We start from the raw sequence: 26797 nt of genomic DNA, 5'->3' as shown, positions 1-26797 counted from the left end.
CAGCGCAATGAATAGCCGTGCAATGCTTGTTTTTTCCGGAATAAGTGGCTTCTTCTACGTGGCCTTTGGAGCAATGGGTGCTCATCTTCTGGCATCGGTGCTGACACCGAAGCAACTGGAGTGGATTCATACCGGCCTGCAATATCAGGGATTACATACATTGGCGCTGATGGCGCTGGCGGCTGTACTGATAAGGCAACCTGTGACGTTATTTAGCCGGGCAGGAATATTTTTTGTAGCCGGGATCATCCTGTTTAGTGGCAGTCTTTATTGTCTGGCCTTTTTACCGCTAAAATTTTTGGTTTATCTGACACCAATTGGTGGGTTCAGTTTTCTCATCGGTTGGTTATGTGTATTAATTGGCGCTCTGCGTCTAAGGAAATCGGCGCTTAGCCATGAATAAAGTTGCTTTATATTGCCGCCCCGGGTTTGAAAAAGAGTGTGCGGCAGAAATTACGCATAAAGCCGGGCAGAAAGAAATCTACGGTTTTGCCCGAGTGAAAGAAAACAGCGGTTATGTGCTGTTCGAGTGTTATCAGCACGATGATGCCGATCGCCTGATCCGTGAAATTCCATTCCGTGAGTTCATTTTTGCCCGCCAGATGCTGGTTGTGGGAGAGTTGCTGAAAGATTTGCCTCAGGAAGATCGTATCACGCCTATCATTGGCATGCTGAGCGGTGTTATTGAACGTGCAGGCGAATTGCGCGTAGAAGTACCGGATACCAATGAAAGTAAGGAATTGATGAAATTCTGCCGTAAATTTACGGTTCCTTTGCGTAATGCGATGCGACAGGAAAAGCTCCTGCTGGCAAAAGAAAATCCCGGTCGTCCGGTCATTCATGTCTTTTTCATTGCCTCCGGATGCTGTTATGTGGGGTATTCTTACAGTAATAATAACTCGCGTTTTTACATGGGCATCCCGCGTCTGAAATTCCCGTCAGATGCACCAAGCCGCTCGACGCTGAAACTGGAAGAAGCTTTCCATATGTTTATCCCTTATGACGAGTGGGAAGAGCGTCTTGATAGTGGTTTGTATGCCGTGGATCTGGGAGCCTGTCCGGGAGGCTGGACTTACCAGTTAGTGAAACGCAGTATGATCGTTCATGCCGTAGATAACGGGCCAATGGCTGAAAGCCTGATGGATACCGGTCAGGTTAAACACCATCGTGTGGATGGCTTCAAGTTTGAACCATCGGTAAAAAATATTTATTGGTTAGTCTGCGATATGGTGGAGAAACCGGCGAAAGTTGCCCAGCTTATGACTGACTGGCTGGCTAAAAGCTGGTGCCGTGAAGCAATTTTCAACCTCAAATTGCCGATGAAAAAACGTTATGAAGAAGTGGCTCATATTCTGGAAAAAATTGAGAGTCAGTTGAAAGAAAGTGGTGTTAATGCCCAGATTCAGGCAAAACACTTATATCATGATCGTGAAGAAATCACAGTACACGTTCGCCGTATTTGGTCTGCTTATGCAATGCACCGTGATTTTTGATTGAACCCCTCCTATTTTCCGGTAGTTATCTCTTAAACAATCTGAAAATGCCCCGGTTATTTGATTTTTTACATAACCGGGGCATTTTTTGTTTTTCTGTGTTCTAAATTTAAAATCACAAGAAATTTTCACCTAAGTTAACTCTTTATTTGAATTAATTTCATATATACAAATATGTATTTTTTAATAAATAAAGAAAGATTCTTTTTTGTTAACGCAATCGTTTATTTTCTAATTAATAATTAGACATGGAAATTAAATATGTTTAATGTATAACTTAAAATGATGTAACAATCATTTTTACACAGCCAGAAACTGACGTTATTTTATCCAAGAGTTTTGCTTCTAATAACTTGCTTAGGAAGAATAATAAACTTATATACCCGCTATTATTGAAATTGCGGGGCATAAACTATGAGTCTTTTTTTACAGGAGATTTATATGACCTCAAAGAAAAAATATACCTATACGGGGTTATCCGACTCTAACTCTCACTCTGTACAGGATATTACATCACTATTATCAGCCTACGTTCCAAACTCTGATCTAAATATCCGCGTTATTCATAAGCCTTTAGGGGATAAGGCCCCAGATGAGCTTTTGCGGACCAACTTCCACTGGGGGAATAATAAAGTCGGGTCTTCCGGCACATTAGAATTAACCTATCATTTTTTAAAAACAGCACCTTCTATTATGCCTAGGTTTGATATTTCAGACTTCCGGGCTTTTAATTCGGAACAAAAAGAAGCAGCCAGACTTTCATTACAATCCTGGTCTGATGTCGCCAATATAAAATTTACGGAAGTCAGCAAACTTTCTGACGCTAATATCACTTTTGGTTTCTTTGATTATAGTGCGAGTGGCGATTATGCTTTTGCCACTTTACCCAGAGGACAAAATACAACGTATTCTTGGTACAACGCGCAAAACCATACTTTCAAAACGAATGATATCGGTGTAAATGGCTACGGACGACAGACGTTTGTTCATGAAATCGGGCATACTTTAGGTCTGGAACATCCTGCTGATTATGATGCCTCTGACGCCGTAAGGCCAACTTATCCCAATGTTGGCCAATATTTCGAAGATAGCCGTGCTTATACCGTAATGAGTTATTTCAGTGAGAAATTCACAGGCCAGGATTTTCAGGGGAATTACTCATCAGCGCCATTATTGAATGATATTACTGCTATTCAGGCTCTGTACGGTGCCAATATGGAAACCCGTAAAGGTGATACCGTATATGGCTTCAACTCCAATACCGACCGCGATTTTATGACAGCAACAGATGCTGACAGTGAACTGCTATTCAGCGTCTGGGATGCGGGCGGGGAAGATACATTTGATTTCTCCGGTTTTACCCAGAATCAGCGTATTAATCTGAATGAAGGCGCGTTCTCTGATGTGGGCGGCCTGAAAGGTAATGTTTCGATTGCACGTGGCGTGGTTATTGAGAATGCGATTGGTGGCAGTGGTGACGACATCATCGTCGGCAACAGCGCAGATAATATCCTTAAAGGTGGTGCAGGCAATGATGTCATTTATGGCGGTCTGGGCGGCGATCATCTTTGGGGCGGTTCAGGCAAGGATACTTTTGTCTATCTGGATGGCAAGGAATCACTGAAAAGTAATCCGGACTGGATCCACGATTTTGTCTCAGGTGAAGACAAAATAGACTTATCGCAATTTAACTTCGGAAGCAAAGGCGATCTCAAGTTTGTTAACTCATTCTCAGGTAAAGCAGGTGAAGTTTTACTGAATTATAACGAGTTAACAGATGTAACAGATATGTCTATCAGTCTCGGAGGAGAATTAGCTGGAAATGATTTTCTGGTGAAAATTATTGGTCAGCCATCGCCTGAAATGGATTTCATCGTTTAATCGGATAGGCTGCTGTCTCTTTTGAGGCAGTAGCCATTTATAGGGTGAGCTGTGATACAACAACATCTGGTTTCCTTCAATATCAATAGGCTGTTTAATTTATTGAAGTTTTTCACTCTATCGATAACGGTATCTTTATTTTTCATTGGAGGATGTATGGCAAGTAGTTTGAATCTCCCCGAACCAACTGAACTGACAGGCATCTGGCAGGTTACGGATAAACATCACGTATGCAGTATCGAACTGACAGATGTGCGTTTGCCGGAAGGTTCCATCTGGGCGCTGAAAAGCGACGACTGTCTGACAAAAATGATAGGCAACCCGGTCACAGGCTGGCGAGCAACACCTGATGGTATCACTCTGACGGATGCAACGGGTTATGGTCTGGCTTTTTTTAGTCAGGGTTCTGAAGAATGGGTCGCTTATCTTGTCGATGGCCGGGAGCTGGTTATGACATTAAAAAGTAAAGAATAGACAAAATTAAGAAAACAATATCCCCAGTGCTTTTTAGTAAAGTGTTTTTCAGGAAACTGAAACCTGCTGGGGATAGTGAAAACAAGATAAAGATAAGAACATAAATAAGCGACTTTCTTTTGATAATGAAGTCTTCTGATAATGAAGGGATTTCTGTGAAATTACGCCATTCAAAAGGTGAAATGACGGATATTATCCGTGCACGCAGCAAAGTATTCTGGACAATCGGTTTATTTACAGCATTTATTAACTTACTGATGCTGGTTCCCTCCATTTATATGCTTCAGATATATGATCGAGTCCTGCCGTCCAGTAACACAATGACTTTGCTGATGTTAACGCTGATTACGCTGGGTATGTACGCCATCATCGGTGGACTGGAATATATTCGGAGCCAGGTTGTTATCCGTATCGGCAGTCAGTTTGATATGTGCCTGAATCAGCGCGTGTATACCGCATCGTATGAATCTAATCTGAAAAATGGTTCGACAGATGCGGGTCAAATGCTGAATGACTTATCGACCATTCGCCAGTTCCTGACGGGAAGCGCACTGTTTGCTTTTTTTGATGCGCCGTGGTTTCCGGTTTATCTGGGCGTTATTTTCCTGTTCAGCCCCTATTTAGGATTACTGGCACTGGTTGGGGCGCTTATCCTGATTGCGCTGGCTGTTCTGAATCAGTGGTTATCTCATTCTCCTCTGGCACAGGCCAGTCACCTTTCCCTGCGTTCTGCCAACCTTGCCAGTACCAATTTACGTAACGCAGAGGTTATTGAGGCATTAGGTATGTTACCGGCGCTACGCCGGCGCTGGTTTGGTCTGCATGAGCGTTTCCTTAACTTTCAGCGTATCGCCAGTGAAAGATCTGCATCGATTACAGCCATCACAAAAACAGTGCGCATGGCATTACAGTCCTTGATCCTTGGTTTAGGAGGCTGGCTGGCAATTGAAGGCAATATCACGCCCGGTATGATGATTGCCGGCTCAATCCTGATGGGACGGGCGCTATCGCCGATTGAGCAGTTAATACAGGCATGGAAAAGCTGGAATGCTGCCCGTCTGTCATGGCAGAGGCTGGATAATTTGCTGAAAGCACAGCCTGAGCGGAAAAGCGGGATGACGTTACCTGCTCCTAACGGAACGCTGTTGTTAGAAAAAGTGTTTGCTTCTCCACCCGGGAAAATTAAAGCCGCTAAATCTACTGAAAAGAATAAGCCTGTTTTGCAGGACATCAATTTTTCCCTTGAAGCCGGAGATATTCTCGGTGTTATTGGTCCCAGCGCATCAGGAAAATCCACTCTGGCGCGTTTACTGGTTGGTGTCTGGCAAGCTCAGGAAGGGGTGGTGCGGCTTGATGGTGCAGATATTTACCAGTGGAACAAGGATGAGCTGGGTTCTCACATCGGCTATTTACCACAGGATATTGAATTATTTGCCGGAACGATTGCGGAGAATATTGCCCGTTTTAATGATATTGATGCGGAAAAAGTCATCGAAGCGGCAGAGAAGGCTGGTGTACATGACTTGGTGCTCAATCTTGAACAGGGTTATGACACGCAGATTGGTGCAGGAGGTATGGGATTATCCGGCGGGCAGAAACAGCGTATCGGGTTGGCTCGGGCGCTTTATGGTAATCCATCGTTGGTTGTGTTGGATGAACCTAATTCCAATCTGGATGATATCGGGGAAAAAGCACTGAGCCGGTCGATTAACCAATTACGTCAACAGGGAAAAACGGTAGTGGTAATTACCCATCGTCCGGCGTTGCTCTCCCAAACAAATAAAGTTTTGTTGTTAGTACAGGGAAAAACGAAACTATTTGGCCCATCTCAGCAGGTTATGGCGGCATTAGCACAATCCGTATCAGTACAATCCGCATCAGTACAGACAACACCTGTACAGGCGAAATGTGCCGATAATATGAATTTGTCTGGGAGCTAAAATGTCCGAACAGACCAACATAAAACAGACTCAACATGATGAACCCGCACTACTGCCACTGGATGCAAGCCGTTATCTGCGATTGGGCTGGCTGGTTATTGGTATTGGCATTCTGGGTTTTTTAATATGGGCAGCATTTGCTCCGCTCGATAAGGGTGTCGCTTCTTCCGGCATGGTCGTGGTGGATGGTAACCGTAAGACTGTTCAATCCCCGACTAATGGCATCATCAGGCAGATTTTAGTGGCAGAAGGAGAACATGTCAGGGCAGGACAGATATTGGTTCAGCTCAGTCAGGTTCAGGTTAATGCCCAGATTGATTCTCTGAAACAGCAGTGGCATACCATGCTGGCAACGGAAGCGCGTTTACTGGCTGAACAGCAGGGCGCAGATGAGCTGGTTTTTCCGGCCTTTTTACAGGCCCAGTCCTCAGAGCCGCGGATTGACAATATTCTGGCGTTACAGAAACAGCTTTTTCTTTCCCGGCGGGAGATGCTGAAAAGTGATCTGGCGGGAATGAAGCAGTCAGAAGAGGGCGTGATTGTTCAGATCAAAGGATTGCGGGAGGCAATGGTAAATAAACAGCAGCAGAAGGCTTCACTTAAAGAACAAATCACAAACCTGCGCCCACTGACAGAAGAGGGCTATTTTCCCCGCAACCGTTATCTGGAACTACAGCGCAACCAGATTGAGTTAAGCGGCAGTATGGCTGAGATGGCAGGACGGATCGGGTTGCTTGAAAAGCAACAACAGGAAACGCAACAGCGGATTATTCAGAGACAGGCGGATTATCAGCGCGAAGTTCGTAGCCAGCTTGCTGATGTACAGGTTCAGGCCAATGAACTGCACAATAAACTGGAAACCGCACAGTTTGATTTATCCCATACCTCGATTGCGGCTCCTGTTGAGGGAACGGTAGTCGGACTGAAGGTTTTTACTCAGGGAGGCGTTGTTGCATCAGGGGAAAAACTGATGGAGATCCTGCCTGAACAGAGTGCACTGGAAGTTGAAGCGCGTCTGATGGTACACCTGATTGATAAAGTTGAGATCGGTCAGAACGTTGACCTGATGTTCACGGCGTTAAACCAGAACCGTACACCTAAAGTGACCGGGAAATTACTGGTTATTTCCGCCGACCGTTTAGTGGATGATGTGACCCGAGAATCCTATTACCAGATCCGAATACGGGTGACACCAGAAGGCATGGCGAAGCTGACGGATTTACACATCAAACCCGGAATGCCGGTTGAGGTTTTTGTCAAAACAGGGTCACGCTCACTGCTGAGTTATTTATTCAAACCGCTGGTGGACAGAGCATCAACATCGCTGATCGAGGAGTAGTGGAAATGTTCAGGCATCATCAAACTACAGGGAAAAATACAAGAAAACGCACTGTGCTCCTGTCGTTATTTTTAATCACTGTTCCCGCCATATTGCATTCAGCTCCGCTCAGGGCACTTTCCCTGACGGAAGCTTATGCTCTGGCGTTACATCATGATCCAACGTTTCAGGCTGCGATAAAAGAGCAGGAAGCAGGGCAGGAAGAAAAAGCGCTCGGGCGGGCAGAATTATTACCTAAGTTATCCATTAGCTATCAGAATGCCCCAAAGAACTGGCAGCAGATGGAATCCAGTTCTATAAATACAAGGGGTCATCAGGTTCAAGAGCGTTTTGATCGGCAGTATGACAGTTATAGCGGCGTACTGCTCCTGACTCAGCCATTGTTCGATATCGAAGTTTGGTCACGTTATCAGATCCGTAAGGCTTATGCGCTGATGAGTGATGCCCGTTTTCGGGCTGACAGTCAGCAACTGGCTGTCAGAGTCGTGAATAGCTATGTTGCTGTCGCGTATGAACAGGACAGGCTGGCGCAGATTGTGCAGCGGCGTATGGCCTATGAAAAACAGTTGGAAATGAATCAGAAATTATTCACTTCCGGTGAAGGAACCCGCACGGATATAGCAGAAACTCAGGCCCGTTACAGTCAGGTTCAGGCGGATGAGTTGACTGTGCGGGATGAGCTGGATGCGGCAATTCGTGACTTACAGTTGTTAGTAGGAACGCCATTACCGGCAGATATCCCTGTGACGCGTTTATCGAATGTTGAGCATTTCAATACAATAAATCTGATGTTTGAACGCTATGCCGATTGGGAACAGGCCGCATTGCGTCAAAATCCTCAATTAGCGGTTGCTCGCCGGAAAATTGATGTGGCATATCAGGAGATTAAACGTAGTCAGGCAGGATATTTGCCGAAACTGGAGTTATACGCTTCTCATAGTGAAAATAAATCCGGTACTGACAACACCATCAATCAGAAATATCGTACAGATTCTATTGGCGTGCGTGTTTCCATGAATCTCTATAACGGCAATGGAACATTGGCATCTGAGCGTCAGTCGGCGGCTAATTATGATAAGACCAAATATGAAATGGATGCGCAGGCAGGGGAAATCCTCAATGCACTGCGTCGCCATTATAACGGGTGTGTTAATGGGCAGAAGCGGATACGTGCTTATGAAGAGGCGGTAAAAGCCGCTGAATTGCAGGTACAGGCAACGGAAAAAAGCGTCCTGTTGGGACAGCGGGTAAATGTGGATGTACTGAATGCAGAGCAGCAACTCTATACCGCCCGTCGTGAGCTTTCTCAGGCAAAATATGACTATATGAAATCCTGGATTGGCTTATTGAATGAATCAGGGCAGCTAAATAGCGAACATATTCAGCTGCTTTCTCATTATTTTGGCTGAACCCTGAATTTTGCTTGAACACATTACCCGAGTTTGATTCAGAGACGGTTCAGCCGGAGTTGTTGCAAGTTACCATGCAGGGATAAATCGGTTTTTAACGAAGCAACTTCACGGCAGATATAGGCCATTTCTTTGTCAGACGCCAATTTATTACGCCATTTCTCTGGCTGAGCTTCCAGATCCCGGAAGAGATTATCTAACGAACCCGCCTGTTGCAGCAAAGTAACGGCTGTTTTGGGACCAATACCCTGAACTCCCGGAATTTTGCTGCTGCTAATCCCCGCCAGCCCCCAGTAATCGGGTAACTGGGCAGGAGAAACGCCAAACTCCTGCTGTACAAAAGGCAGATCCAGCCAGCGTTTCTGGAAATAATCCCGGATTTGAATATTCGGAGAAAGTAGCTGGCAATAGCCTTTATCCGTAGAAACAATGGTAACCCGATTCCCTGTAGCGGCAACTTTGGTTGCCAGTGTTGCGGCTAAATCATCTGCTTCATGTCCTTCAGCATGCCAGCTGGCTACACCCAGCGCATTGAATGCCTGTTTAATCAGCGGCATTTCCTGTTGTAAATCCTCCGGCATAGCCGAACGCCCGGCTTTGTAATTGGGAAGTAACTGATGGCGCCAGCTATGGTAACGATCATCTTCGTCAAATACCGCTACGGCATGAGTTGGAGAAGAGTGAGAGATTAATTGCTTCAACGCATGCTCACAGGCGGCAACGCAGGGCGTTCCCTGCACAGCATGGATACGTCGAATCAAATTCAGGGCGTCTACAATCAAAAGGTGTATCATAGTTTCTTATTCCATCCGTGGACTTATTCCCTGGCGACTGCCTCACTGGGTTTTGATGAGGCAGGTAATCTGCCATTATTTATCTGATGATTTTATAACATGGCTCATAAGCTGTGCCACCCGGAAGTTTCATGCGATTCTGCTTCACAAAATCTTCCAGCAGGCTATCCATCCGGCGCATAATTTCTGCGTCACCGTGGATCTCGAACACCCCGTGCTTTTCGATAGCCTGAATGCCGAACTCTTTCACATTGCCCGCCACGATACCAGAAAATACCCGTCTCAGTGCCGCTGCCAGTTTTTCCGTTGGCTGATCCAGATGTAAATCCAGGTTTGCCATGTTTTCATGGTTAGGGTCAAAAGGATGCTGCAAATCATGAGGGATTTTCATTGCCCAGTTAAAACTGTAGGCATCACCGGTTGAGCGGCGATTTTCCTTGACCAGTGGCATCGCAGTTTTCATCACTCTGGCCACTTCTAATGGATCATCCACAATAATCTGGTAGTGACGGCGAGCCTGTTCACCCAGAGTGTTGACAATAAATTCATCCAGAACATGAAAATAATCAGCACTCTCTTTTGGCCCGGTTAAGACCAGAGGCAATACCTGATTCTCATTTTCAGGGTGCATCAGGATCCCCAGCAGATAAAGCAGCTCTTCTGCTGTTCCCACACCTCCGGGGAAGATGATAATACCGTGAGCGATACGAACAAAAGCTTCCAGCCGTTTTTCAATATCAGGCATGATGATCAGTTCATTAACCAGCGGATTGGGTGGCTCAGCTGCAATAATGGAAGGCTCTGTAATACCAATAAAACGGCTATTTTTATAACGTTGCTGAGCATGACCGACCGCTGCACCTTTCATTGGTGCTTCCATTGCACCCGCTCCACAGCCGGTACAAATATTCAGCTCCCGTAAACCAAGCTCATTACCGACTTTGCGGGCGTACAGATATTCTTGTTCATTGATAGAATGCCCGCCCCAGCAGACGATCATATTGGGATTTTCAGCAAGATGCAGTGCTTTGGCATTGCGCAGGATGGAAAAAACGGTATTGGTAATATGCATACCATTTTTCAGATTCAGAGAATCGGCTTTTTGGGCATCGGTAATCTGCGCATGGACAAACAGAATATCCCGCAATACTGCGAATAAATTTGCCCGCAGAGAACGGATAATTTTGCCATCAACAAATGCTTCTTCTGGTGGATTGACCAGCTCCAGTTTAACTCCCCGCTCTCTACGCAGGACGTTAATATCAAAATCTTTATGCTTTGAGAGTAGTTCTTTGCTGTTATCAGTCTGGCTACCAGAATTGAGCACGGCGAGTGAGCAATTGCGGAAAAGACGGTACAGATCACTGCTTGCTGTGCGTTTAAGGGTATCCACCTCAAGCTGAGAGAGTAAATCCATTGACCCTAACGGGCTGACATGTGTAATCAAGAATGACTCCTTTTATACCCCAATAGGGGTTTCTCAATAATGGTTCTACCTGAAATTTGTAGGGACTAATTGAATGTATCTGTTTTAAGTCAGCCCGTTAGATTACCGAATGGCCTACGGATGTATGCCATCGGGGTGGATTCAGCGATTACTGACGGGCTAGCCTGCCGGTTGGCGGCACAAATGAGTTATTACTGCGCCACGGATTGATATCCAGCCCACCCCGGCGGGTATAACGCGCATAAACAGTGAGTTTTTCCGGCGCACATAACTGCATTAAATCGTTGAAAATACGTTCAACACACTGTTCGTGGAACTCGTTGTGGTGACGGAAGGAAACCAGATAACGCAATAATTTTTCCTGATCGATTTTCGGGCCTTTATAGCGAATTTGTACTGAACCCCAATCAGGCTGGTTTGTGATCAGACAATTTGATTTTAATAGATGACTGACCAAAACTTCATCAACAACAGGCCCTGTCGCTGCCCCATTAAGATAATCGCGATTGAACTGATAATCATCAATTTCAATATCCTGATTATCAATACATTTACCTTCAAAATCGGCAATTGGCTGTTGATTGAAATCATGCAGAGGATATAAAACAACGTCAATCTCACCATTGGCACAGGCAGACAAATCCCGTTGCAGCGTTTGCTGGACGGTTTCCCAATCAGCGAAGCGGGTTTGGTTAAAGCTATTCAGATAGAGCTTGAAACTTTTTGACTCGATAAGATTTTCACTGGCAGCGTTCAGACTGACATGCCCGATGGCAACCTGAGGAACACCCCGCGAATTGAGCCATGACAGTTCGTACATTGTCCAGATGTCTGCGCCGTAAAACGGCAGATTATCAGGATACAGTCCAAGTGGCTCACGGTTCATACTGCGGGGAACGGCCTGTAGTAATGCAGGTTCATACGTATCACAGTAGGAAGTTGGTTTGCCGAGAGTGAGTTGAGAGAGTGCCTGATTATCCTGATACAAAGACATAAGATTCCTCAAAGGTAATATACCCTGCATTTAAGAGCGATAGGGCGGAGGTTATTGTTTTGAATACAAGCGGTAGTGTATCAAGGAATATCGATAATTCGTATTTTTATTGCGCATTTTAAAGAAACTCAGCCCGATAATTGCCATCCAAATCAGAACAGATTCTTAAACGGGCTGAATTATTCATCCAGTGGGATATAAATAGATAACTAATATAGAGTATTCGCTTTTATTTGGAAGAAATTAACTTCTCTAATAATGGCGATCTGAATAAATTATGCGGATCAAATTTCTGTAAGGTATTAATTGCCGAATGCCAATTATTATCAGCGGGTAATCCATCCGTAAATGAAGCCGGGATTTTTTTGGTCAGTATATCCTCATTAGCCCATGCACCCTTTGTGCTGTATCCCCAGCCTTTACTCCATTCAACACGAATAGACGCGTAAGTGTCATCAAATTCTTTAAACATCCATGCTTCAAGCCTGCTATAAAATTCAGCAGCATATTGAGTGTCTGGATGGGTTAACACATCGAGCCAAATAGCGACATCCCACTCCGGACGATCCTGACGTGGGCGAATAGCAGATAGACTCGGTACTACAGCATTTTCCTGCACGACGTCAGAAGGTTCATCCAGTGCTGTAACCCTGATCTCAATGGGTCCGTTGACAGGAAATTTACCCTGATTCTGGTATTCCTGCATTAAGGATTGCCACTGGGAATAAAAGAGATGGAGAACTTTTTGAATATTATTGCGGCTGGTTAATATGGCATAACCATTTGCAGTAACACGTAATGTTGTTGGCTTAACATATAGCAATAAATTTTTGCTCCAGCCCCAGATATCATTTCCGGCAGCTAAAAAATAACCTAGCATCACTGCGTATTGAAGATGGGAAAATATTGGAGTGAGGCTAGGATTATCATGGGTTATTTGTTTAATGAGTTGAGATATCTGAACAGGAATATTATCAGAAAATGGGTAGTTGTACGGTTGGGTAACTTCAATACTGGAAATAGGCTTTTTCGGTGTAACACTCCATACCTTTAGCCAAGGGTTAGCAGTGAATGGGAATAAAATAGCTTCAGCACGCCCACTTTTATCCAGAAAGTGACTAAAAGTTTTTTTGTTTTTTTTATCTTGTGAAAGTGCAAATAGTTCTGTTGCCGGAATATCAGTAATACTTTCACACCGAAGACGCTGGTTTTTACCAGCCTGAAGCTCAGCATTTAAAATCAGGGAACAGCCTAAATTCACGAGAAGAGGCGCACACTCAGGATCATTGCGCTTAAAATTCCTGATAATATATTGCTCACTTTTTTCATCCCAGACGACGGCGGACAGAGAGAGTACAGAGTTACTGACTGAGCCAAAGTGATGGCCGGATTGCGGTTCTTCATTCAGCGCCTTAACACTTGTTCCATGCCCACCGATTGCCAGTACTCCGCCGAGAGTTAAATCACCGGGTGCCGGAGTTGCAGTAAAACCAACTCCTTGCTCTTCCATTTTTGTCATGAGTGTTTCCATTAATACACCAGCCTGCGCAGTGACAATGGCATACTCAGGAAGATGTTTAATACTTACTTGATTAAAGTGCTGGGTAAGATCCATGAGCATGACTTGATGATTATTTTGTTCCTGAGCTGAAATGATCAAAGGCGACCAGTTATGTGACTCTCCCACAACTCTCAGTTTATAATTTTTTTTCCACGCCCAATTAACAACTAAAATAATTTCTTTGTCTGATTTAGGGATACAGCATGGAATATGATTCGAATAAATTTCTTCTGACCAGTTAATAAATTCTCTATATATCAATTTTACGTCTTTAGGAAAATCAGTTAATGTCAGGTTTGTTTTTTTATTCTTGTTTTCTTTATTTAATTTATTTGGACTTTTATTTTTTATGTTCATTATGTTATTACCTTGTAGGATATAAATAAAATCACTATTTTGAATCCACATTTATAATGTGGATGGCAAGAGGTGTTATTTTTTATATTAATGCTATTTTTGTTTTAACTTGTGACTTATTAGAGATGGTTTTATTCAGCCCCTGGCTATAAATTCAGGCCAAGTACACGGCATAATATTACTTGAAGGGAGATGATTCTCTTTACTGTGATAAATAGTGTAGAGCCTGATACCATTATTTTATGGAAGTGATGACACTATTTTTAGTTGTTATTTTGCTTAAAACCGTATAGGAATACGCAGAATACGAGTAACAGACAGAAGAATGGAAGAAACAAACATATGACCTTCAATGTGACAGAAGCACTTACTGATTTTACCCGACGCTATGTTGAATTGTGGCAGGAGGAAACCGGATTACCACCAGCGAGTAGTGAATTATATGGTGTACCGTCCCCCTGTATCGAACGTACAGGAGATGAGGTGGTGCACTGGCTTCCGAAGCCTTTTACTCCAGCGGATAAACTTAGTAAGGTAGAAAACGCACTGGATATCTGTTTGCAAAACTCTATTCACGATTATTATGTCACTCAGTTAGCGGGCGACATGTCTGCCAGTTTTGATGGATTGAGCTTCAGCTTGATTCAGGTATGGAGTGAGGATGATTTTGTCCGGTTACAGGAAAATCTGATAGGCCATCTTGTGACACAAAAGCGCCTGAAACTCTCACCGACGGTATTTATTGGTACAACGGATTCTGACATGGGGCTGATTTCTGTATGTAATCTGACAGGTCAGGTCATACTTGAGCAATTTGGCAGTAAGGAACAAACCGTATTAGCTGCTGATTTAGCCGCTTTCCTTTCTGCTGCCAGCCCTGTGATATCTTCATAGGTGCAGATATCAGTTTACTTTTTTGTAAGACATATCTCACATGTGATGTGAGATATGTCTCTTAATCATCGTATCAATACCTCTGATAAATATTATTTTTATTTTATATCAATAATATGCAAATTATTATCAAGATATCTTTTTGGTGAAATGCTTTTTCTGACAATTCAGGTAGCTTGTTTCAAGCCTCTGAATCGACGATTATTTTGTTGTTCCGCTAGGAATCACAGCGACAAAATTATTAAGGAATTATGTCATCAGGAAGGTGACTCAAGGATGGTTCGGTTCGGGCAGGACTGCCAGATACTATCAATATAATGATCTTTTAAGGAATAACAGACAGGGAAGTACTTTGTCAGGGAATGCGCAGGAAGCGACCAATTTAGCCGGATTGCTATAATAAATAAGAGGGGAGATTCTGTCTCCCCTCTTATTTTGTTTTGTGGCATTTTATGCTGTCACATATTTTTCGCTGAGATCGAACAGTGATACTCTTACGATTTAATGACGCAATGGCAGTTTCTGCTATTGGGATTACAGTCAGGATAAGATAAGAATCATGAGTATCGAGAAACAAATCCTCCACAAATTACAGCTCATTGAAGCTACGATGAAAATCGTTGGCTTATGGAAGAGTTACCCGCCCAAACCAGAAGCTTTCGAAAGCACAGAGCCTTTCTCTATTGATACGATGGCGGCGGAAGAATGGCTCCAATGGGTATTAATTCCCAGAATGAGTGCACTGATTGAGCAAAAAGCCAGCTTACCAACATCATTTGCAATCGCCCCCTACTTTGAAGAAGTCTATAAAGAAGAGGCAGAACGCTATTTACCGTTGCTTGAGCATTTGCGTGAACTGGACAGCCTGTTTACACCGGATGATCTGGCGGGGAATAGTTGATAATGCTGGATATTATCTATCAGGATGAACACATTGTTGCAGTAAATAAGCCGGCGGGCTGGTTGGTTCATCGTAGCTGGCTGGCGCGTCATGAAACCGTTTTTGTTATGCAGACACTGCGTGACCAGATTGGTCAGCATGTTTTTCCTGTTCATCGGCTGGACAGGCCAACATCCGGCGTTTTGTTGATGGGGCTGTCAAGCGATGTGGCCCGAACACTCTCCCAGCAATTCGAACATCAGCAGGTGCAAAAAACGTATCATGCAGTTGTGCGTGGTTATGTCGAAGGAGAGGAGATTATCGACTACGCATTAATGGAAGAGTTGGATAAAATTGCGGATAAATTCGCTGATACGGACAGGGAAGCGCAATCCGCCATTACTCATTACCGCGCACTGGCAAAAATTGAGTGTCCGGTTGAAATAGGGCGTTATCCGACATCACGTTTCAGTTTATTGGAACTGAAACCCAAAACCGGGCGTAAGCACCAGCTACGACGACATATGTCACATATCCGTCATCCCATTATCGGGGATACCACACACGGGGATTTGCGTCAGAATCGAGGAGTTGCTAAATATTATCAGACAGGCAGATTAATGCTGCATGCAAGCCATCTTCAACTCAGGCATCCGGTAACAGGTCAGGAGTTGTTATTGACCGCCCGTTGGGATTCTTCATGGCAGCATTTGCTTGAACAATTTGGCTGGCAATGCCTTGTACCGGAACTGGAATGTTCACATCCGGTTGCTTGTGAATTACAGCCGACAGAATAGCCGCCTGAAAAAAATAGACGTTCACCACTTATACCTAATGAATTTCAAATTGCGTCGCGGCGGCAAGGGAACTCATCCCCAGGAGCATAGATAACTATGTGACTGGGGTGAACGAGCGTAGCCAACAAAGAGACAGCTTGAAAGACGAAGGGTATACGAATAAAAGCAGTATCAAACAGAATGAAGGGATCATATCTATGGCAAAGATTGGTATTTTCGTTGGTACAGTTTATGGCAATGCATTGGCTGTTGCCGAAGAAGCTCAGCAAATTCTTGAGCAGCAGGGGCATGAGGCTGAAGTATTTGAAGAGGCAACTCTGGAGCAATGGCAGGAATACTTACAGCAGGTAGTACTGGTTGTGACATCTACAACCGGGCAGGGGGATTTGCCTGATAATATCCAGCCGCTGTATGCGGAGTTGAATGAGCAACTGGGTTATCAGCCTGATTTACGTTACGGCCTTATTGCACTGGGCGACAGTAGTTATGACACTTTCTGTGGAGGAGGTCATATCTTTGATGCGCTGCTACAAGAGCAAGGCGCTAAGCGGATCGGTGAAATTCTGCAGATTGATGCTCTCGAGGTAGTTGAGCCGGAAGTTTTTGCTCAGGGCTGGGTTGAGGCGTGGGGAAATTTATTATAGGTGCTCCTCCCGCTCATACCGTTGGTTATACCGCTTATACCCTTTATCTCTTTGCTGCCAGAAAAGGGATAAGCGGTGTATAACACAGCTGATATCATTACTTGCGGGTTAGTTTTTCTAAATCTGCTTCTATTTCTGCGATCTTATTGGCAACGACATGCTCAAGGTGACGTAAGTCGTCGAGGATTTTGTGTTTCAAATCCACTTCTGCCTGTTCACGTTTACAAATTTGATCCAGTTCTTCCAGCACATAACGCAGGTTGGTGTTGATCTCTTTAACTTCTTTGTAACCTTGCCCTGTATTATCGTCAGAGACAGTTTTGAGCTGGCGTGGGTATTTGAATTTAACGCTTTTGGCAAAGAACTCACCCCTATCTTTGCGAAAATAAATCTTAAGAATATCGTTATTCGCTTCCTGACGGAGGCTATAGCGATCAATATCTTCAGGGTGAGTAATCCCTAAACTCTTCAAGTTATCGTACATAGCGCGTCACCTAGTCACCTAAATGAAATGGGAAATATTAAGAAAACAGCGGATTTATTATCCATTTCGAGTTTGTTGAAAGTCAATCAATAGTAACTATTAAGAAAATATAAAGTTTATGCAATAAGGAAATAGTTTTTTAATTTCAATGTATTATGTATTTTTCTTTTGTGGCAGATAAATTTAACTACATGTATGGTATTTTTTGGTCATGTATTCAAGGCGTTGATCTCCCTCAAACATAATATTTACGTTCAATGAAAGTGCCAATGATTTTGTCATGCATGTTAGGTGACTTTGAATAACCCAATGTTTTACGGTTCAGGTGCTTAATTCGGTTACGTAACGTTAAATTTTCACGTTCGATACGTTGAGTAAAATATTTTCCAACCAGATGGTTGGCTGAAGGCAGTAATTATAGGCACGATAATTATCCGTACACCAAAAGGCCATCTTGCATTTAGACAGTTTTTTCAATAAATTTTTCAGCGTGTTCTTGTTTCGTCTACCAAAAGCATGCGCAATGATACGTTTTAGGCGAGGCTCCCAAGCATACCATAACCAACGCTGGCACTTTTTATTCCCGACGAATGACCCAATTTCGTCAACTTCACAGATAAATTCAATTTCAACTTCTCCCAGAGGTGAAGTTGCTACACATCGTGGCTGGAGTTTTTTAAAACGCGTACGACAGCATTAATGCTGATATGCAGGGCTTTGGCTGTATCACGGATGCCGGCATTATAGATGAAGAACAACGCCTTAAATATATGACCTAGTGCATGGGGGCTGGCTAAAGCTAATACCCTGACTCTTCAATTAAATATAGGTGGAATTCTAACTGAATTGTTTGGTTTTTATGATAACCAGATATTTATTTAAAATAATATAAATCCTCCATGCAGCCTGCAAAAGCAGGCTTTTCTCTGCCAATCTTGTAAAAAAATTGGCTCATCACACAGAAGAATAAACAGAAAATCCCTTACATCCCCGCCGGAGTCACTACCAATTGCCCTGCCACGCCACGATCGGCCCATTCTAATATCTGGCTGTAATACATAAACGGATAGTGTTCATAGGATGGCTGCATCATATTGACCAACAGCTCAATTCTGCCATCCACCCAGACGGTATCTTTCCAGCCATAATCCTGCGGCTCCGGCTGTACCCCGTTGTGCTTGATAACTTTGAATCTGGCACCTTCGATATGAAAAGGCTGTGGAATCGATGTTGTCACTATCCAGCGTTCCCATGCTCCCTGATGGCTGGTCATGTCGGTTCGGTTGGGATTCAGCAGTGCTCCATTGATGCCCTGTGTTTCATCCCCTAAAACAATTTGTCGGTTGCGAATTGAAGAATCAATGCCAGTCGTATCGGTCACAAGCTGAGAAGGCAGCTCTTCTGTGACCAGAGGTAATAACCCACCTGATTTAATCGTCAGAACATTTGTTGAACGCAATTTACTGGATGGTTCAAACAACCCTTTCAGACGATCAATCATGCCGGCAGATTCTCCCGCTGTGATAACAACACTGTCGGCTTTCGACATATCAATCAGCACTTCACGGCGTTCTCCCGGTGCCAGTGAAAGCGTCTGAACCGCCACCGGTGCTGGCAATAACCCCTGATCAGTCGCAATCATATAGAAAGGCCGGTCATCACTGAGCTGTAATTGGAAACGGCGGGCATTGGCAGCATTTAACAGACGCAGCCTGATCCACCCTTTGGCAACTTCGATAAACGGGTTTTCCACCCCGTTAATAACCAGTGTATCCCCAAGGAATCCCTGACTGGCAGAAGCCTTGTCATAGCGGGGCGTACCAAAACTATCCAATCGTTTGTCCTGCAAAATAACCGGAAAATCATCAACACCATAATGTCTGGGTAAAGGCAGGCGATGAGTATTTTCGTCTTCCACCAGCCACATTCCTGCTAATCCTGCATAAACCTGTTCCGCCATCCGATGTGGTGTATTGGCGTGATACCAACATGTTGCTGCTGGCTGATCAATCGGAATGACCGGAGACCAGTTCCCATGAACAGGGATCAGGCGTGATGCACCACCCATCAGTGTTCCGGGTACCTGTAACCCGCTTACAGTCATTGAAACCGGCTCTGACAGGCGATTACTGTATATCAGTTTAACGTTATCCCCTTTACGGACACGAATAGTCGGCCCCAGATAAAGGCCATTGATACCCGACACTGACGCCTTATTTTCCCCGTCAAAAGACCAGCTGGCTCTCTGAAGAGCTAAAAACAGGGGCTGGCCACCGCGAGATTCCAGTAAGGGGGGAACAGGTAATGCTATTTGTTGGTCTTTATCTGCCTGAACAGCAAAGGGGAGCGCTCCTAAACATACTGCTAAACCAGATGCCTGAATAAATTGGCGCCGACTCAGTGACATATTTTCTCCACGGCAGGAATGAGCTCCACGAAAAGAAAGAATAGCTACCCAAATTGGGTGCTTATTCATATCTAATTGATTTCAAATTATATCGCGGCGGTACTACCCTTTGTCTTCCAAATCGTGTCTTTGTTGGACACGCGTTGAAATCCACTGGGTATAGGTATATATCTTATCGATTGCGTTTAATAAAAAACGTTAATTTATCAAAAAGCAATCATATCGCGAACAGGGGATAAATTCTAAAACTATCTTAAATTTATAGTCAGAATTCATCCCCATATCAGAAAGGAGTACTTCGTAAAAATAGCGTGAGTTATTTTTAATTCAATTAACTGCGCTTGTTAAGCTCCTCAACTTCTTTATCCAGCGCTTCAATTTTGGCCTTCATCACCTGATGACAATGTTCAGCCAATTCACGAACCCGCTCTTTTGTATATTTCGTGGTATCAATAGGCGGCAGCATTTCAACAATAACTGTGCCATTATTCCAGCGATTAAGCTTGATTTTGCCATGTGTTGAAGAAGCACAAACCGGTACAATCGGCACTCCGGCCGCAATGGCTGCATGGAAGGCTCCCGTTTTAAACGGCATTAAACCACGACCACGACTGCGGGTACCCTCCGGGAACATCCAGACAGAAACACTGTTCTTTTTAATCTGCTCAACAACCTGTGAAATCGTCCCGTGAGCTTTTGTCCGGTTTTGTCTGTCAATCAGGATATTGCCTGTCAGCCAGTACAACTGACCAAAGAAAGGAATAAAAACCAGACTTTTTTTACCAACAGTCACCGTGCGGGGCTGTACAGCGTTTGACATGGTTACCATGTCGAAATTGTTCTGGTGATTACCGATATAGATGCTTGGGCCGACTTGTGGCGCATCTTCAGGAATACGTTCAATAAGTTTGATACCGAATATTGTGTGCAGCTTGCCAAATGCCCGGCCAAAGGTCATCACATGGCGCGGATCACGGGGGCTGAATAGGCAGTAAATCCCACCGAATATACAGACTAGAAAGGTGAACAGAATAACAATGATCCCACGAATAATGGTTAGCATAGTTTCCTCTTGCAAGGCAGGCCAGTGTTGTACTGGCCTGCTGTCAGGGTTATTTAATTATATAAAACTGAAATTATATTTAGTTCAATTTTGGTTCTATTTCTACACGCTCGACACGCTGTAAGCCACGCGGCAGGGCTGTTCCTTTACGGCCTCTTTCTGCCCGGAATTTCTGCAATTCCTCTGGCTGAAGCTGTAATTTTCGCTTACCGAAATAAAGCGTGATTGAAGATTTTGGCGGCAATACCAGCAACCAGCTCAATATATCTTCTCCGGAAGCCGCCTGCGCCGAGGTAATGGAAACTATTTTATTGCCCTTACCTTTTGACAGTTGCGGGAGATCAGCGACAGGAAACATCAACATGCGTCCCGCTTTGGTGATCGCCAGTAACATATCATCCTGTTCATTGCCGATCTCTAATGGTGACATGACCTTAGCGTTTTGTGGCAACGTAATCAGGGCCTTCCCTGCCCGGTTCTTGGCAATTAAGTCACTGAAGGTACAGATGAAGCCATAACCCGCATCGGATGCCATCAGGAGTTTCTGATCTTCTTTCGCCATTAGAAGATGCTCAACGGATGCTCCGGCCGGTAATGCCAGTTTACCGGTCAAAGGCTCTCCCTGCCCTCTGGCTGACGGTAAATCCAGAGGATCAATAGAATAACTACGCCCGGTACTATCAATAAAGACTACCGGCTGATTACTCTTACCACGCACAGCATCGCGATAGCTGTCACCAGATTTGTAATTTAAACCCGTAGGATCAATCTCATGTCCTTTTGCGCTACGAACCCAGCCCATTTGAGACATCACAACCGTAATCGGCTCTGATGGCAGAATATCGTGATCGCTCATTGCCTTCGCTTCTGAGCGTTCTTTCAGCGGAGAACGACGCTTATCACCATAGTTTTCCGCATCGGCAATAATCTCTTTTTTCAGCAGCGTGTTCAGCTTGCGCTCAGAACCAAGGATAGCCTGAAGTTTGTCCCGCTCTTTTGCCAGTTCATCCTGCTCACCCCGGATTTTGACTTCTTCCAGTTTTGCCAGATGACGTAGTTTCAGTTCCAGAATCGCTTCTGCCTGTGTTTCAGTTAAACCAAAACGCTGCATCAGCACTGGCTTTGGCTCATCTTCACTACGGATAAGATGGATCACTTCATCAATATTGAGATAGGCTGCCAGCAAACCTTCCAGAATATGCAGCCGCTTGAGCACTTTTTCAAGACGGTGGTTAAGGCGGTTACGTACCGTTTCACGACGGAATACCAGCCATTCACTGAGAATTTCAACCAGACCTTTAACACTTGGGCGATTGTCGAGACCAATCATGTTGAGGTTAACACGATAGCTCTTTTCCAGATCGGTGGTGACAAACAGGTGGTTCATAACCTGCTCGACATCCACACGGTTAGTCCGGGGCACAATCACCAGACGCGTCGGGTTCTCGTGATCGGATTCATCCCGCAAATCATCAACCATCGGCAACTTCTTCGAGCGCATCTGGCTGGCAATCTGTTCTAATACTTTCGCACCAGATACCTGATGTGGCAGAGCGGTAATGACAACGTTACCCTCTTCTTTTGACCACACGGCACGCATGCGTATCGAGCCACGACCATTTTTGTAGATCTTACGGATATCTTCTTTCGAAGTAATGATTTCCGCATCTGTCGGGTAATCCGGGCCTTTAACGTGCTCCATCACTTCATCAAGTGAAGACTCTGGTTTATCCAGTATGGAAATCAGCGCACTGGCCACTTCACGTGAGTTATGAGGCGGTATATCCGTTGCCATACCAACAGCAATACCTGTTGTGCCGTTCAGCAGGATATTAGGCAGACGCGCAGGCAGCATTTTCGGCTCCTGCAATGTACCATCAAAGTTTGGCACCCAGTCTACTGTCCCGTGCCCCAATTCACTCAGCAGCAACTCTGCATACTTAGACAAACGGGATTCGGTATAACGCATGGCCGCAAAAGATTTCGGATCATCCGGAGCACCCCAGTTTCCCTGACCGTCCACAAGTGGATAACGGTAAGAAAAAGGCTGTGCCATCAGCACCATTGCTTCGTAACAGGCACCATCACCATGTGGATGATATTTACCCAGTACATCACCGACAGTACGAGCAGATTTTTTGAATTTTGCACTGCTACTCAGCCCAAGCTCTGACATCGCGTAGACGATGCGACGCTGTACGGGTTTTAATCCATCACCGATAAAAGGCAGCGCCCTGTCCATGATGACGTACATGGAATAATTCAGATAGGCGTTTTCAGTGAATGTGTGGAGCGGCTGACGTTCCACTCCATCGTGAGTTATTTCACTCATGTATTAATTTCCTCAAAACCCGTCATCTTTCAAGTTGCCGCTTTAGTTGGCCGCTATGTATCTTGAAATCTACCGGGTTTAAATTTCAATTCAATTGCTATACTTCAATATCAATGGAATCACCCTTTTCTTGCAGCCAGTTACGGCGGTCTTCCGAGCGTTTCTTCGCCAGAAGCATATCCATAACGGAAAGGGTTTCCTGATAATTTTCATCATTGATAGTCAATTGCACCAGACGGCGAGTATTGGGGTCTAGCGTAGTTTCACGCAACTGCATCGGGTTCATTTCACCCAACCCTTTGAAGCGCTGAACATTTGGCTTACCACGCTTACGGCTCAGACGGTCAAGTACCGCACTCTTTTCACCTTCATCCAGTGCATAGTGAACTTCTTTACCAAGGTCAATGCGATACAGTGGTGGCATCGCCATATAAACGTGACCACGTTTGACCAGCGTCGGGAAATGGCGGACAAACAAGGCGCACAGCAACGTTGCAATGTGCAGACCATCAGAATCCGCATCGGCCAGAATACAGATTTTACCGTAACGCAGCTGGCTGAGATCTTCACTGTCAGGATCGATACCGATTGCGACCGAAATATCATGTACTTCCTGCGAAGCCAATACCTCATCTGAAGAGACTTCCCATGTATTCAGTATCTTACCGCGCAGAGGCATAATGGCCTGAAATTCGCGGTCACGGGCCTGTTTGGCAGAACCACCCGCAGAATCCCCTTCCACCAGAAACAGTTCAGTAACATTCAGATCCTGCGAGGTACAATCAGCCAGTTTCCCCGGTAATGCCGGGCCGTTGGTCAGCTTCTTACGTACCACTTTCTTGGCCGCGCGCATGCGGCGCTGGGCGCTGGCAATAGCCATTTCAGCCAATTGCTCTGCTTCCTGAATATGCTGATTCAGCCACAGGCTGAATGCATCTTTGACAACACCGGAAACGAAAGCCGCAGACTGGCGCGATGACAGACGTTCTTTAGTCTGCCCGGCAAATTGTGGATCCTGCATTTTGAGGGATAATACATAAGCACAGCGATCCCAGATATCGTCAGCAGAAAGTTTGACGCCACGAGGCAAAATGTTGCGGAATTCACAGAACTCACGCATTGCATCCAGCAACCCCTGACGCAAACCATTGACGTGGGTACCGCCCTGTATCGTCGGGATCAGGTTAACATAGCTTTCCGCCAGTAATTCACCGCCTTCAGGCAGCCAGAGCAGCGCCCAGTCCACTGCTTCAGTTTCGCCACTGAGGGCACCGACAAACGGGGCCTGAGGTAATGTCACCAGCCCATTAACCGCTTCCAGCAAATAGTCAGTCAGCCCGTCGGCATAACACCATTTTTGCTCGGTTCCGGCCAGTTTATCCTTAAAGATAATTTCAACGCCGGGGCACAGAACCGCTTTTGCTTTCAGCAAATGGGCCAGACGTGAGGTCGAAAAACGGGGGATATCGAAATAGCTTTCATCCGGCCAGAAATGCACACTGGTTCCGGTGTTACGTTTTCCGCAACTGCCTATAACAGCCAGTTCCTGTACTTTATCGCCATTTTCGAAGGCGATCTGATGAACCTGACTATCGCGACGAACAGTTACTTCGACCCGTTTGGACAGGGCATTAACGACCGAAATACCAACCCCGTGCAAGCCTCCGGAGAACTGGTAGTTTTTATTGGAAAATTTACCACCCGCATGCAGGCGGGTCAGGATCAATTCAACTGCTGATACTTTTTCTTCAGGATGGATATCAACCGGCATACCACGGCCATCATCTATCACTTCCAGAGACTGATCGCTGTGGAGAATCACTTGAATATGCTTCGCGTGACCAGCTAGCGCTTCGTCCACACTATTATCGATCACTTCCTGTGCCAGATGGTTCGGGCGGGCGGTGTCGGTATACATTCCTGGGCGGCGACGAACTGGCTCCAGGCCACTGAGGACTTCAATGGCCTCTGCGTTATAACTAGATTGAGTCATGTTGTAATTCTGTCGGTTGCTTCATGATTAAAGGGCCAATCAGTATTGATTACCCTACGTATTCCGGAACGCCATCAGAACGGCGTTAACCCGGAATCCATTGGATAGATACTGTTGATAATACCAGTCGCTTACCTATTTTTGGCAATTTTTTTACTATTGCCGCTGGCTAGCCCCAAGAAGTCAATGATTTGAGGAAAATAGTATTCGAAACCAATAAATGCATGATTTCCACCAGATTCGACGGTTTGTCTGCACTGCATCAGGTAGGCAACCGCCTGACGGTAGTCCAGCACTTCGTCCCCGGTTTGCTGCAATAACCAGATAAGATCCGGTGATTCCAGCGGGTCAATATGCATTACTTTGAGGTCATGAATGTGGCTTTCTTCAAGAGTATACCGCTCTTCGGTATAAGGATTCACGTTTTCCCCAAGATAATCCTGAAGAAGATCGAATGGACGAACCGCAGGATTGACGACTACGGCTGGCAGGCCAAAGCATTGTGAAAGCCAGATGGCCAGATAACCTCCTAATGAGGAACCAACCAAACCGATATGTTCCCCTGAGCGGCTCATCACTATTTCTTCCAGTAAGGCTGCCGTATCTTCGGGATAAGGAGGCAATTGTGGCACCAGCATCTCTATTTCGGGGTGCTGCTGGTGCAACCATGTCTTCAGCGCAGTTGCTTTTGCTGATTGGGATGAACTGTTAAAACCATGTAGGTAAAGTAACGTTGACATTAATACCCGTCCGAATCTAAATCCGGGCAGAATTCATTACTCTTGAGCCTATAAAGCTGCGTTTGCAGTTCTGCTTCTCCGCCACCAGTCACAGGCAATTCAAGGTAACGCCAACCCGGAGCCACTGTATCAAGCATAAAATTAGTACAATGTGGCTTAAATTGCACACAGGTTGATGGTGTTGCTATCACACGAATACCATTCCACATTACATCCAGCTCTTGGTGGATGTGCCCGCACAGTATTGTTTTCACCTGCGATTTACCCTTCAGGCATTCTGCCAGTGCAGGAGCATTGCGCAGACTGTGCTGATCCAGCCATGTACAGCCTGATGGTACAGGATGATGATGAAGCATGATAATCGCCTGACGATCACTGTGTTCATCCAGACATTTACTCATCCATTCCAGCTGGTATTCCGTTAATTCGCCGTGGGGAACACCCTGAACCTGACTATCCAGCATGATAAGCTGCCAGTGCTGGCCAATAAATATTTGCTTGGAAGGTGAAATCCCTGCCGCTGCCAGTACATCAACCATAGCAGGCTGATAATCGTGATTACCGGGTAACCAGACACAAGGGGCGGGCAAACGGGCAATGCCTTCAACAAAATTCTGATAGGCACCGGGAGTCTGATCCTGAACTAAATCGCCGGTCGCAACGACCAAATCAATATCAATATTCTGCTCAAGGATCGCATCCAACACAGCATGATAACTGCGGTAGGTATTGATACCCAGCAGTGAGCCACCTTTATTGGCAAAAAGGTGCATGTCAGTGATTTGCAATATTCTTGCTGTGGCGCCTTTCGCCACAGGTATTTCAAGCAGGCTTTCCAAATGGTTTCCTTTTCCTGTCGGTCATAGAGGGTCAT

Annotated in this window: 22 protein-coding genes and 1 pseudogene; 11 read left to right on the top strand and 12 right to left on the bottom strand. The window is 45.1% G+C overall.

The genetic code is table 11. The annotated features are described in order from the left end of the window. Window positions 1-7 precede the first annotated feature (7 nt). The 7 genes from AACX38_RS11960 to AACX38_RS11930 all read left to right on the top strand — a co-directional run bounded on the left by AACX38_RS11960 (window position 8) and on the right by AACX38_RS11930 (window position 8536). Complete coding sequence (locus tag AACX38_RS11960) at window positions 8-403, top strand: DUF423 domain-containing protein (protein WP_099120203.1); 396 nt, start codon at window positions 8-10, stop codon at window positions 401-403. Continuing rightward, entirely contained in the window at window positions 396-1493 is a 1098-nt protein-coding gene (rlmM, locus tag AACX38_RS11955; RefSeq protein WP_228862989.1) for a 23S rRNA (cytidine(2498)-2'-O)-methyltransferase RlmM, read from the top strand. The genes AACX38_RS11960 and rlmM overlap by 8 nt, the downstream gene beginning before the upstream one ends. 441 nt (window positions 1494-1934) lie before the next feature. After that, window positions 1935-3374 (top strand): serralysin family metalloprotease, encoded by a 1440-nt coding sequence (locus AACX38_RS11950; protein ID WP_228862988.1) that lies wholly within the window; start codon window positions 1935-1937, stop codon window positions 3372-3374. 156 nt (window positions 3375-3530) lie between these two features. Beyond that, complete coding sequence (locus AACX38_RS11945; protein WP_228862987.1) at window positions 3531-3848, top strand: AprI/Inh family metalloprotease inhibitor; 318 nt, start codon at window positions 3531-3533, stop codon at window positions 3846-3848. A gap of 125 nt (window positions 3849-3973) precedes the next feature. Beyond that, the gene (locus AACX38_RS11940; protein ID WP_228862986.1) at window positions 3974-5788 is read left to right on the top strand and encodes a type I secretion system permease/ATPase; all 1815 of its coding nucleotides are present in this window, start codon (window positions 3974-3976) and stop codon (window positions 5786-5788) included. A gap of 1 nt (window position 5789) precedes the next feature. Beyond that, window positions 5790-7127 (top strand): HlyD family type I secretion periplasmic adaptor subunit, encoded by a 1338-nt coding sequence (locus tag AACX38_RS11935; RefSeq protein ID WP_099120123.1) that lies wholly within the window; start codon window positions 5790-5792, stop codon window positions 7125-7127. Between the two features lie 5 nt (window positions 7128-7132). Next, complete coding sequence (locus AACX38_RS11930) at window positions 7133-8536, top strand: TolC family outer membrane protein (RefSeq protein ID WP_228862985.1); 1404 nt, start codon at window positions 7133-7135, stop codon at window positions 8534-8536. Window positions 8537-8574: 38 nt separating this feature from the next. Here AACX38_RS11930 and xni read toward each other — a convergent pair whose 3' ends face one another. The 4 genes from xni to AACX38_RS11910 form a co-directional block, all read right to left on the bottom strand. Continuing rightward, a complete protein-coding gene (xni, locus tag AACX38_RS11925; RefSeq protein WP_228862984.1) occupies window positions 8575-9330 on the bottom strand; it encodes a flap endonuclease Xni in 756 nt (251 codons plus the stop codon). 79 nt (window positions 9331-9409) lie between these two features. Beyond that, the gene (gene ppnN, locus AACX38_RS11920) at window positions 9410-10777 is read right to left on the bottom strand and encodes a nucleotide 5'-monophosphate nucleosidase PpnN (protein WP_099120120.1); all 1368 of its coding nucleotides are present in this window, start codon (window positions 10775-10777) and stop codon (window positions 9410-9412) included. A 148-nt stretch (window positions 10778-10925) separates the two neighbouring features. Further along, window positions 10926-11771: an NADPH-dependent 7-cyano-7-deazaguanine reductase QueF gene (queF, locus tag AACX38_RS11915; RefSeq protein WP_228862983.1), complete on the bottom strand. Its 846-nt coding sequence runs from the start codon at window positions 11769-11771 to the stop codon at window positions 10926-10928. A 229-nt stretch (window positions 11772-12000) separates the two neighbouring features. After that, on the bottom strand, window positions 12001-13689 hold the full coding sequence (locus tag AACX38_RS11910; RefSeq protein WP_228862982.1) for a cholesterol oxidase substrate-binding domain-containing protein: 1689 nt from the start codon (window positions 13687-13689) through the stop codon (window positions 12001-12003). A gap of 342 nt (window positions 13690-14031) precedes the next feature. On the opposite strand from AACX38_RS11910, the gene syd reads away from it, so the two are divergent. The 4 genes from syd to AACX38_RS11890 all read left to right on the top strand — a co-directional run bounded on the left by syd (window position 14032) and on the right by AACX38_RS11890 (window position 16904). After that, window positions 14032-14583 carry a SecY-interacting protein gene (gene syd / locus AACX38_RS11905; RefSeq protein WP_228862981.1) on the top strand — a complete coding sequence of 184 codons (552 nt, stop codon included), beginning with the start codon at window positions 14032-14034 and terminating at the stop codon, window positions 14581-14583. Window positions 14584-15142: 559 nt separating this feature from the next. Further along, the gene (locus AACX38_RS11900) at window positions 15143-15484 is read left to right on the top strand and encodes a YqcC family protein (RefSeq protein ID WP_228862980.1); all 342 of its coding nucleotides are present in this window, start codon (window positions 15143-15145) and stop codon (window positions 15482-15484) included. 2 nt (window positions 15485-15486) lie between these two features. Beyond that, window positions 15487-16260 carry a tRNA pseudouridine(65) synthase TruC gene (gene truC, locus AACX38_RS11895; RefSeq protein WP_228862979.1) on the top strand — a complete coding sequence of 258 codons (774 nt, stop codon included), beginning with the start codon at window positions 15487-15489 and terminating at the stop codon, window positions 16258-16260. Window positions 16261-16457: 197 nt separating this feature from the next. Continuing rightward, window positions 16458-16904, top strand: a complete 447-nt coding sequence (locus tag AACX38_RS11890; RefSeq protein ID WP_228863019.1) for a flavodoxin — start codon at window positions 16458-16460, stop codon at window positions 16902-16904. 97 nt (window positions 16905-17001) lie between these two features. On the opposite strand, the gene AACX38_RS11885 is transcribed toward AACX38_RS11890, so the two are convergent. The 8 genes and pseudogenes from AACX38_RS11885 to cpdA all read right to left on the bottom strand — a co-directional run bounded on the left by AACX38_RS11885 (window position 17002) and on the right by cpdA (window position 26762). Then, window positions 17002-17388: a DUF3461 family protein gene (locus AACX38_RS11885; RefSeq protein WP_099108919.1), complete on the bottom strand. Its 387-nt coding sequence runs from the start codon at window positions 17386-17388 to the stop codon at window positions 17002-17004. 235 nt (window positions 17389-17623) lie between these two features. Then, a pseudogene (locus AACX38_RS11880) lies at window positions 17624-18131 on the bottom strand (IS1 family transposase); the annotation flags it as partial. Window positions 18132-18370: 239 nt separating this feature from the next. Next, window positions 18371-19795: a cell division protein FtsP gene (gene ftsP / locus AACX38_RS11875; protein WP_228862978.1), complete on the bottom strand. Its 1425-nt coding sequence runs from the start codon at window positions 19793-19795 to the stop codon at window positions 18371-18373. Between the two features lie 331 nt (window positions 19796-20126). Beyond that, window positions 20127-20858 (bottom strand): 1-acylglycerol-3-phosphate O-acyltransferase, encoded by a 732-nt coding sequence (locus AACX38_RS11870; RefSeq protein ID WP_099120114.1) that lies wholly within the window; start codon window positions 20856-20858, stop codon window positions 20127-20129. Window positions 20859-20937: 79 nt separating this feature from the next. Beyond that, on the bottom strand, window positions 20938-23190 hold the full coding sequence (gene parC, locus AACX38_RS11865; protein WP_228862977.1) for a DNA topoisomerase IV subunit A: 2253 nt from the start codon (window positions 23188-23190) through the stop codon (window positions 20938-20940). A 97-nt stretch (window positions 23191-23287) separates the two neighbouring features. Further along, complete coding sequence (parE, locus tag AACX38_RS11860) at window positions 23288-25183, bottom strand: DNA topoisomerase IV subunit B (protein WP_099120112.1); 1896 nt, start codon at window positions 25181-25183, stop codon at window positions 23288-23290. Between the two features lie 131 nt (window positions 25184-25314). Continuing rightward, complete coding sequence (yqiA, locus tag AACX38_RS11855) at window positions 25315-25923, bottom strand: esterase YqiA (protein WP_099108978.1); 609 nt, start codon at window positions 25921-25923, stop codon at window positions 25315-25317. Next, window positions 25923-26762: a 3',5'-cyclic-AMP phosphodiesterase gene (cpdA, locus tag AACX38_RS11850; protein ID WP_228862976.1), complete on the bottom strand. Its 840-nt coding sequence runs from the start codon at window positions 26760-26762 to the stop codon at window positions 25923-25925. Before cpdA ends, yqiA begins: the two co-directional genes overlap by 1 nt. Window positions 26763-26797: the final 35 nt, after the last annotated feature.

This window comes from Xenorhabdus sp. PB30.3, assembly GCF_963895965.1.
Lineage (GTDB): Bacteria > Pseudomonadota > Gammaproteobacteria > Enterobacterales > Enterobacteriaceae > Xenorhabdus > Xenorhabdus stockiae.
Note: the sequence above shows the minus strand (reverse complement) of the source record. Positions and strands in the feature narration are given on the sequence as shown.

Bases quoted from the DNA above. Each gene is read 5' to 3' on its own strand.
- AACX38_RS11870 (WP_099120114.1), bottom strand. From the start codon at position 20,858: ATGCTAACCATTATTCGTGGGATCATTGTTATTCTGTTCACCTTTCTA.
- AACX38_RS11890 (WP_228863019.1), top strand. From the start codon at position 16,458: ATGGCAAAGATTGGTATTTTCGTTGGTACAGTTTATGGCAATGCATTG.
- yqiA (WP_099108978.1), bottom strand. From the start codon at position 25,923: ATGTCAACGTTACTTTACCTACATGGTTTTAACAGTTCATCCCAATCA.
- AACX38_RS11940 (WP_228862986.1), top strand. From the start codon at position 3,974: ATGAAGTCTTCTGATAATGAAGGGATTTCTGTGAAATTACGCCATTCA.
- AACX38_RS11900 (WP_228862980.1), top strand. From the start codon at position 15,143: ATGAGTATCGAGAAACAAATCCTCCACAAATTACAGCTCATTGAAGCT.
- AACX38_RS11950 (WP_228862988.1), top strand. From the start codon at position 1,935: ATGACCTCAAAGAAAAAATATACCTATACGGGGTTATCCGACTCTAAC.
- AACX38_RS11935 (WP_099120123.1), top strand. From the start codon at position 5,790: ATGTCCGAACAGACCAACATAAAACAGACTCAACATGATGAACCCGCA.
- AACX38_RS11960 (WP_099120203.1), top strand. From the start codon at position 8: ATGAATAGCCGTGCAATGCTTGTTTTTTCCGGAATAAGTGGCTTCTTC.
- rlmM (WP_228862989.1), top strand. From the start codon at position 396: ATGAATAAAGTTGCTTTATATTGCCGCCCCGGGTTTGAAAAAGAGTGT.
- queF (WP_228862983.1), bottom strand. From the start codon at position 11,771: ATGTCTTTGTATCAGGATAATCAGGCACTCTCTCAACTCACTCTCGGC.
- AACX38_RS11910 (WP_228862982.1), bottom strand. From the start codon at position 13,689: ATGAACATAAAAAATAAAAGTCCAAATAAATTAAATAAAGAAAACAAG.
- AACX38_RS11930 (WP_228862985.1), top strand. From the start codon at position 7,133: ATGTTCAGGCATCATCAAACTACAGGGAAAAATACAAGAAAACGCACT.
- ftsP (WP_228862978.1), bottom strand. From the start codon at position 19,795: ATGTCACTGAGTCGGCGCCAATTTATTCAGGCATCTGGTTTAGCAGTA.
- AACX38_RS11885 (WP_099108919.1), bottom strand. From the start codon at position 17,388: ATGTACGATAACTTGAAGAGTTTAGGGATTACTCACCCTGAAGATATT.
- syd (WP_228862981.1), top strand. From the start codon at position 14,032: ATGACCTTCAATGTGACAGAAGCACTTACTGATTTTACCCGACGCTAT.
- parC (WP_228862977.1), bottom strand. From the start codon at position 23,190: ATGAGTGAAATAACTCACGATGGAGTGGAACGTCAGCCGCTCCACACA.
- parE (WP_099120112.1), bottom strand. From the start codon at position 25,183: ATGACTCAATCTAGTTATAACGCAGAGGCCATTGAAGTCCTCAGTGGC.
- xni (WP_228862984.1), bottom strand. From the start codon at position 9,330: ATGATACACCTTTTGATTGTAGACGCCCTGAATTTGATTCGACGTATC.
- AACX38_RS11945 (WP_228862987.1), top strand. From the start codon at position 3,531: ATGGCAAGTAGTTTGAATCTCCCCGAACCAACTGAACTGACAGGCATC.
- truC (WP_228862979.1), top strand. From the start codon at position 15,487: ATGCTGGATATTATCTATCAGGATGAACACATTGTTGCAGTAAATAAG.